This is a genomic window from Anoxybacillus sp. MB8, assembly GCF_011006755.1.
Classification (GTDB): domain Bacteria; phylum Bacillota; class Bacilli; order Bacillales; family Anoxybacillaceae; genus Anoxybacillus; species Anoxybacillus gonensis.
In genome coordinates this window covers 1-5832 of the sequence record NZ_RXXX01000072.1, presented here as the reverse complement: position 1 = coordinate 5832, position 5832 = coordinate 1, and the positions used below count along the sequence as shown (strand labels likewise).

General features: G+C 39.2%; 8 protein-coding genes. 3 read left to right on the top strand and 5 right to left on the bottom strand.

Going from position 1 to position 5832, the window contains the following annotated elements; all coding sequences use genetic code 11:
• On the top strand, positions 1-263 hold a 263-nt coding region (locus tag EKC99_RS15845), incomplete at its 5' end, for a hypothetical protein (RefSeq protein WP_205597822.1).
• 79 nt (positions 264-342) lie between these two features.
• Here the strand turns inward: EKC99_RS15845 and EKC99_RS14895 are convergent.
• Entirely contained in the window at positions 343-747 is a 405-nt protein-coding gene (locus tag EKC99_RS14895) for a CoA-binding protein (RefSeq protein WP_042536293.1), read from the bottom strand.
• 135 nt (positions 748-882) lie between these two features.
• On the opposite strand from EKC99_RS14895, the gene plsY reads away from it, so the two are divergent.
• Positions 883-1464 (top strand): glycerol-3-phosphate 1-O-acyltransferase PlsY, encoded by a 582-nt coding sequence (plsY, locus tag EKC99_RS14890; protein WP_021095930.1) that lies wholly within the window; start codon positions 883-885, stop codon positions 1462-1464.
• A gap of 1 nt (position 1465) precedes the next feature.
• The gene (locus EKC99_RS14885; RefSeq protein WP_035063631.1) at positions 1466-2830 is read left to right on the top strand and encodes an RsmF rRNA methyltransferase first C-terminal domain-containing protein; all 1365 of its coding nucleotides are present in this window, start codon (positions 1466-1468) and stop codon (positions 2828-2830) included.
• Between the two features lie 25 nt (positions 2831-2855).
• Here the strand turns inward: EKC99_RS14885 and EKC99_RS14880 are convergent, their stop codons facing one another.
• From EKC99_RS14880 to EKC99_RS14865, 4 genes are all read right to left on the bottom strand, one after another.
• Positions 2856-3416, bottom strand: coding sequence for a YpmS family protein (locus tag EKC99_RS14880; RefSeq protein WP_021094806.1), 561 nt, complete (start codon positions 3414-3416; stop codon positions 2856-2858).
• A 3-nt stretch (positions 3417-3419) separates the two neighbouring features.
• Positions 3420-4157 (bottom strand): SGNH/GDSL hydrolase family protein, encoded by a 738-nt coding sequence (locus tag EKC99_RS14875; RefSeq protein WP_021094805.1) that lies wholly within the window; start codon positions 4155-4157, stop codon positions 3420-3422.
• Between the two features lie 65 nt (positions 4158-4222).
• Positions 4223-4795: an SCO family protein gene (locus EKC99_RS14870; protein ID WP_021094804.1), complete on the bottom strand. Its 573-nt coding sequence runs from the start codon at positions 4793-4795 to the stop codon at positions 4223-4225.
• Between the two features lie 13 nt (positions 4796-4808).
• Positions 4809-5651, bottom strand: coding sequence for a DegV family protein (locus EKC99_RS14865; RefSeq protein ID WP_021094803.1), 843 nt, complete (start codon positions 5649-5651; stop codon positions 4809-4811).
• Between the last annotated feature and the right edge of the window lie 181 nt (positions 5652-5832).

The window sequence follows — 5832 nt, the reverse complement described above, 5'->3', positions numbered from 1 at the left end:
TTCATCTATTTTACTTACATATCGGAAAGGTTCCTGATTATACCAAATCAGGAACCTGTCTTTTTTTCTCCCACAAACATTTTACTCATACTAAGAAAAGCGCAAAGCGCCCGCCTATCGGCGAAGAGAGCACAAGCCCCACCGAGGAGAGCTCGAACCAAGCGATCGCTTGGTTCTGCGTGGGTAACATCACTGAAGTATTTCAGTGTGTCGCCGCCGCAGTGTGGGTCGGAGCGAATCGAGCCGATGGCGCTTGGAGCTAGACACCTTCCTAAATCTGAATTTTTATACTTTCTTATCTCTTTAGAAAAAGAACGACCATTACGAAAAGAATGGTCGTTTTTAACGTGTGAGCGCATGTTCTACTTTGATGCAGCGATCCATCACAACGGTATAACCTTTTTCTGTTAAATCACGGTACACCTCTTCATCATATACACCTAATTGCGCCCAAAACACGTCCGCATCTATTTGTACAAATTGCTCAGCAATTTCACGTAAATGTTCGGAACGGCGAAACACATTCACAATATCGACATGTCCTTCAATATCCGTTAACATAGCAACAGCCGGAATGCCTTCCCATTCTTTAATAAGCGGGTTAACTGGAATGATTTCATATCCTGCTTCTTTCATCGCTTTTGCGACCATGTACGATGTACGTTCCGGACGATCTGACAATCCCACGACAGCAATTCGTTTGGCCTTATTTAAAATTTGTTTGATTTGTTCACGACTTGGATTCATGTCATCTACCTCCTATGATAACCTAGTATTTCTTCATACAAAAAAATAATCCTGCCTTCATTTTTTAAAAAAGCATGTTACAATAAAAACATGACCTTGATAGAGGAAATATGAATGAAGTAGAGGGGGCTTATAATGTCCATTTTGCTTATGATCATCGGTTATTTACTTGGTTCGATTCCGTTCGCGTTACTTGTCGGGAAAATTGGGTACGGGATTGACATACGTGAACATGGAAGCGGCAATTTAGGCGGAACAAATACGTTTCGGGTGCTCGGTGTAAAAGCAGGATTAATTGTGACAATTGCCGACATTTTAAAAGGAACGTTGGCTGCAAGCTTACCTGTATTGTTTCATGTAGACATTCACCCGCTCATTACGGGAATGTTTGCTGTGTTTGGCCATACATATCCGGTGTTTGCACAATTTCGTGGTGGAAAAGCGGTTGCCACATCTGGGGGAGTGTTGTTATTTTATTCACCTGTTCTTTTTATGACGATGTTAGCTGTCTTTTTTCTCATTTTGTATATATCCAAATACGTCTCGCTTTCGTCCATGTTAACTGGCGTGTATGCCACCGTTTATGCATTCATATGGACAGAGGATATTCCTTTGCGCATTGTCGTCACATTATTAACACTTTTTGTATTTTATCGTCACCGAGCAAACATCAAACGTATTTTAAACAAAACAGAACCGAAAGTGAAGTGGTTATAGCGTGACTACATGTCGTTTACCAGAAGAATTTATAACAAAAATGAATGCTTTGCTTCAAAATGAAGCGGAGCGTTTTTTTGCGACATACAATGAAGAAAAAGTTCATGGTTTGCGGGTGAATACACTAAAAGTTTCACCATCGACATTTTTAAACATCAGTCCATGGGAACTTGATCCAATTCCTTTTTGTTCTACAGGATTTTATTACCGCGATGCCCAACCTGGAAAACATCCGTATCATGCTGCTGGATTGTATTACATTCAAGAGCCAAGCGCAATGTTTGTCGCTGAAGTGCTTGCCCCATCTCCAGGAGAGCGCGTGCTTGACTTATGCGCAGCCCCCGGTGGGAAAACGACACAATTAGCAGCTATGATGAACAATGAAGGGTTTTTATTGGCAAACGAAATTCATTCAAAACGTGTCAAAGCTTTATCTGAAAATATTGAGCGACTCGGAATTACAAATGCTGTTGTGACAAATGAAACACCTGAAAAACTATCGGAAACATTGGAAGGATTTTTCGATAAAATTTTAGTTGATGCTCCATGTTCCGGGGAAGGGATGTTTCGAAAAGACGAAGAAGCGATTCAATTTTGGAGTTTAGACCATGTTCAAAAATGTGCACAAACACAAAAACATATTTTATCTTGTGCTTATAAAATGTTAAACGAAGGGGGGACACTTGTTTATTCGACATGCACATTTTCTCCCGAAGAAAATGAACAAATGATTGACTGGTTTTTAGCAACTTACGATGATATGGAACTCGTTCCAATCGAAAAAGAACACGGGATTCAACCAGGTGTGACACATTGGACGAACACACATAATGAACAAATCGCACATACTGCAAGACTTTGGCCTCATCATCTCCGAGGAGAAGGGCATTTCGTTGCAAAAATGCGCAAACGAGGAGCAGCAAAACGATGGACTGGAAAAACAGCTACTTCTAACGTATCGAAAGCGATGTGGCGTGATTATGAAACGTTTATAAACAACACAATCCAAACGACAATAGACGGGACGCTTTACGCATTTGGGACGCATATATTTGCTCTCCCTTATTTATGCCCGCGTTTAGACGGCTTAAAAGTCGTTCGCCCTGGTCTCCATATAGGAGAATGGAAAAAAAATCGCTTTGAACCAAACCACGCTTTAGCTATGGCACTAACAAAACAACAAGTACAAGCACACCTTCCGCTCACGTTTGAAGAAAGTATCCGATATATGAAAGGAGAAACGTTACAAACAAATGGCGATCGGGGATGGATATTAATTACTATTGACGGCTATCCACTCGGTTGGGGAAAAGAAGTAAAAGGAGTGGTAAAAAACTTTTACCCGAAAGGATTACGAATAAAATAGGATGTCCCTCGATATGTGGGGCATCCTATTTTGTAATTGTAACTGTAAAAGTCATATCATCTTTACTTAAATCAAACGTTTTCGCTTTGAGCATATATCCTTTTTTTATACGGATGTCGCTTACAACAATATAAATGCGCTCTTTTTTCGCGTCCACTTTCACCCAATTTGGCAAAGAAGCATGTTGATCTATATATGATAGCACATACGGAACGGGTAAACGAAGTTGTCCAAATGTCATCGTCGGGTGGGCAAGTACAATGTGCCCGTTTTCATCCACAGTCGGATCAAACGCCATCGTTAAATCGACTTGTTTTCCGAATATCGGAATCGCGCTTATTATATAAAGACGATCAGCTAATTGAACATCATAAGACAATTCACCCTTTTTTTCATGCTTCTGAATATAGTCACGAATAAGGGTATTCATATGCTGTTTCGAAGTTTGAACAGTAAATACCGGTCCTTCCCCTTTGATGTTTGGAATATTTGGAGAAGGAGATGGCTGAAACATATAAAAAAGTAGTAACACGATTATGAAACCATTTATCCCTAACAGGATAAAAAATAAAATTTTCCATTTCACAATTCATTCTCCTATCCACTCACGATGTTTTTGTAAATATTCATATATGCGCTTTGCCATTTGTTCATAGCCTAGGTTGTTCGGATGAAATTGATCATCATACAATACATCATCACGTCCTTCAAACAGATCCGCAATAGGTACAAATAGTGTACGATCATAGCGGGAAATCACTTCCTTACTCCCTTCGTTCCACATGTGTATAACCTCATCCATTTCTGGTATATTTGGAAATGCTGAAGAAAACGGATTGTATAATCCAATCAGCACAATATAAGCGTCCTGATTCATATGGCGAAGAAGTTGCAGTTGTTCATCAAGTCGGGAAGCAAACGCCTGTTGTTCCTTTACAAACAAATCGTATGTTAAAGATAAAAAATGTGAACGAACAACCTTCATCATATCATTTCCACCGATAGTGATAAAAATAAGATCTGCTTGCTGAATGACCGATTCGTTATTTATCATGACATCTGCGAGTTGTGTACTACGTAATCCTCGTTTGCCAAAGTTGTGCACAAACACTTTATTCACATCGTCACGATTTTCTAAATATTGCTCAATGAAAGCAACATATCCACCTTCCTCATCACCTACCCCTTCGGTTAATGAATCACCTAACGCCACAATTTGTAAATCACGTGACTTCATTTGTACTTGCTCTTTCTCTTCCATCATTGTAGGTGTAGAAGAACATCCGACTAAACAGACGCAAAGAAATAGAAGAAGAAATTTGTTCACAGAAAATCCCCTCTCTATAAAAGAAAAGACAAAAATGACTGAATCATCATTTTTGTCTGTATATCCTATTCTTGTAACATGTCAATATGCTTTAAAATTTCTTCGTAAGGTACATCGTTTAAGCCACTATAGTACTTCACAATCGTCCCATTTTGATCAACGAGATAAAAGTCTGTACCGTGAATGACTTGATCCCCTTCTTGCGGTTTTTTTACGACAGCTTTAAAGTTTTTTTGAGCAAAACGTTCAATTTCTTGTTGTGTGTATCCTGTAAGTAGGTGCCAACGACTCGTATCTCCTTGAAACTTCTCAACATATGCCTTTAATACATCCGGTGTATCGTTTTCAGGATCGACACTAAACGAAACAAAATGAACGTCTAACCCTTTTTCCTTCGCCATTTTTTGTAATTTTGCCATATTTGCCGTCATTGGAGGACAAACGTCAGCGCAGCGCGTAAAAATAAAATCAGCCACCCATACTTTTCCTTTTAAATCAGCTAAGCCAAACTGTTGACCATTTTGATCAATAAATGTGAAATCTTCAATTGGCCAATTTTTTGCATCTGGAATTGATTGTTGACAAGCAACAAGCAAGGACAGAGATAAAACAAATAACCATAAACGTATACGCTTCATTTTTTCGCTCCCCCTACTCCGTATAGTACATAAATCCGATGGCTCCTGGGCCTGTGTGCGTAGAAATAATTGGGGTTGTATACACGATGTCGGTTTGTGTCCATCCTGTTGCTTCTGCAATCGACTGTTTTAATCGTTCACTTAAATCCATTGCTTCTGCATGAGCAATCCCTACTGCTCGAATCATCTTTCCTTTCGTATGTTCAACAAATTGGTTTGTTAAAAATTTGACGATTTGAGACTGGCTACGAACTTTTGTCACAGGTGTATATACACCATCTTGTAACGAAGCGATCGGTTTAATGTTTAATAACGAACCAATCATCGCTTTTCCGCGTCCAATGCGTCCCCCTTTGACGAGATTTTCAAGCGTATCAACAACAACAAATAAATGTGTATTCTCGCGGATCGTATCAAGACGCGAAACAATTTCTTCTACTGTTTTTCCCTCTGCCGCCATTTTTGCCGCCTCTAATACTTGAAAGCCGAGCGCAAGAGAAATAAAACGGGAATCAATGACGGTAACGTTGGTTTTTGTCATAGCCGCAGCACTCTCTGCAGAGCGCACCGTTCCGCTCATTCCTCCTGTCATATGAATGGAAATGACATCATATCCTGCTTCTCCGAGTTCATCATATACTTGTAAAAACTGTCCTGCAGACGGTTGAGAACTTTTTGGAAGTTCATCTGCTTGTTTCATTTTTTCAATAAATTGTTGTGGAGTAAAATCAATGCCGTCTACATATGTTTGCCCATCAATAGAGATTGATAATGGCACGACGCGAATGTCCCACGCCTCAATCGTTTCTTTTGTTAAATCGACCGTAGAATCTGTTACAATCTTTATTTTACTCATTTTTCCACTTCCCATATTTCATTCTAAAATTTCGTACGGTGAAATTATATAATAAAATGCCCCTATATGTCGCTGTTTTCATAAAATTTTGTTTGAGTCAAGACTTTGTGGGAGATTTTTTTCTCGACCGATTTTTTTGGTTATATATGGTTTTATAAAATCGTTATATGTAAGCGCTTTT

What these genes read in the sequence shown, in the direction of transcription:
- EKC99_RS14895 (WP_042536293.1), bottom strand. Translation starts at nt 747, where the DNA reads ATGAATCCAAGTCGTGAACAAATCAAACAAATTTTAAATAAGGCCAAA.
- plsY (WP_021095930.1), top strand. Translation starts at nt 883, where the DNA reads ATGTCCATTTTGCTTATGATCATCGGTTATTTACTTGGTTCGATTCCG.
- EKC99_RS14870 (WP_021094804.1), bottom strand. Translation starts at nt 4,795, where the DNA reads ATGAAGCGTATACGTTTATGGTTATTTGTTTTATCTCTGTCCTTGCTT.
- EKC99_RS14865 (WP_021094803.1), bottom strand. Translation starts at nt 5,651, where the DNA reads ATGAGTAAAATAAAGATTGTAACAGATTCTACGGTCGATTTAACAAAA.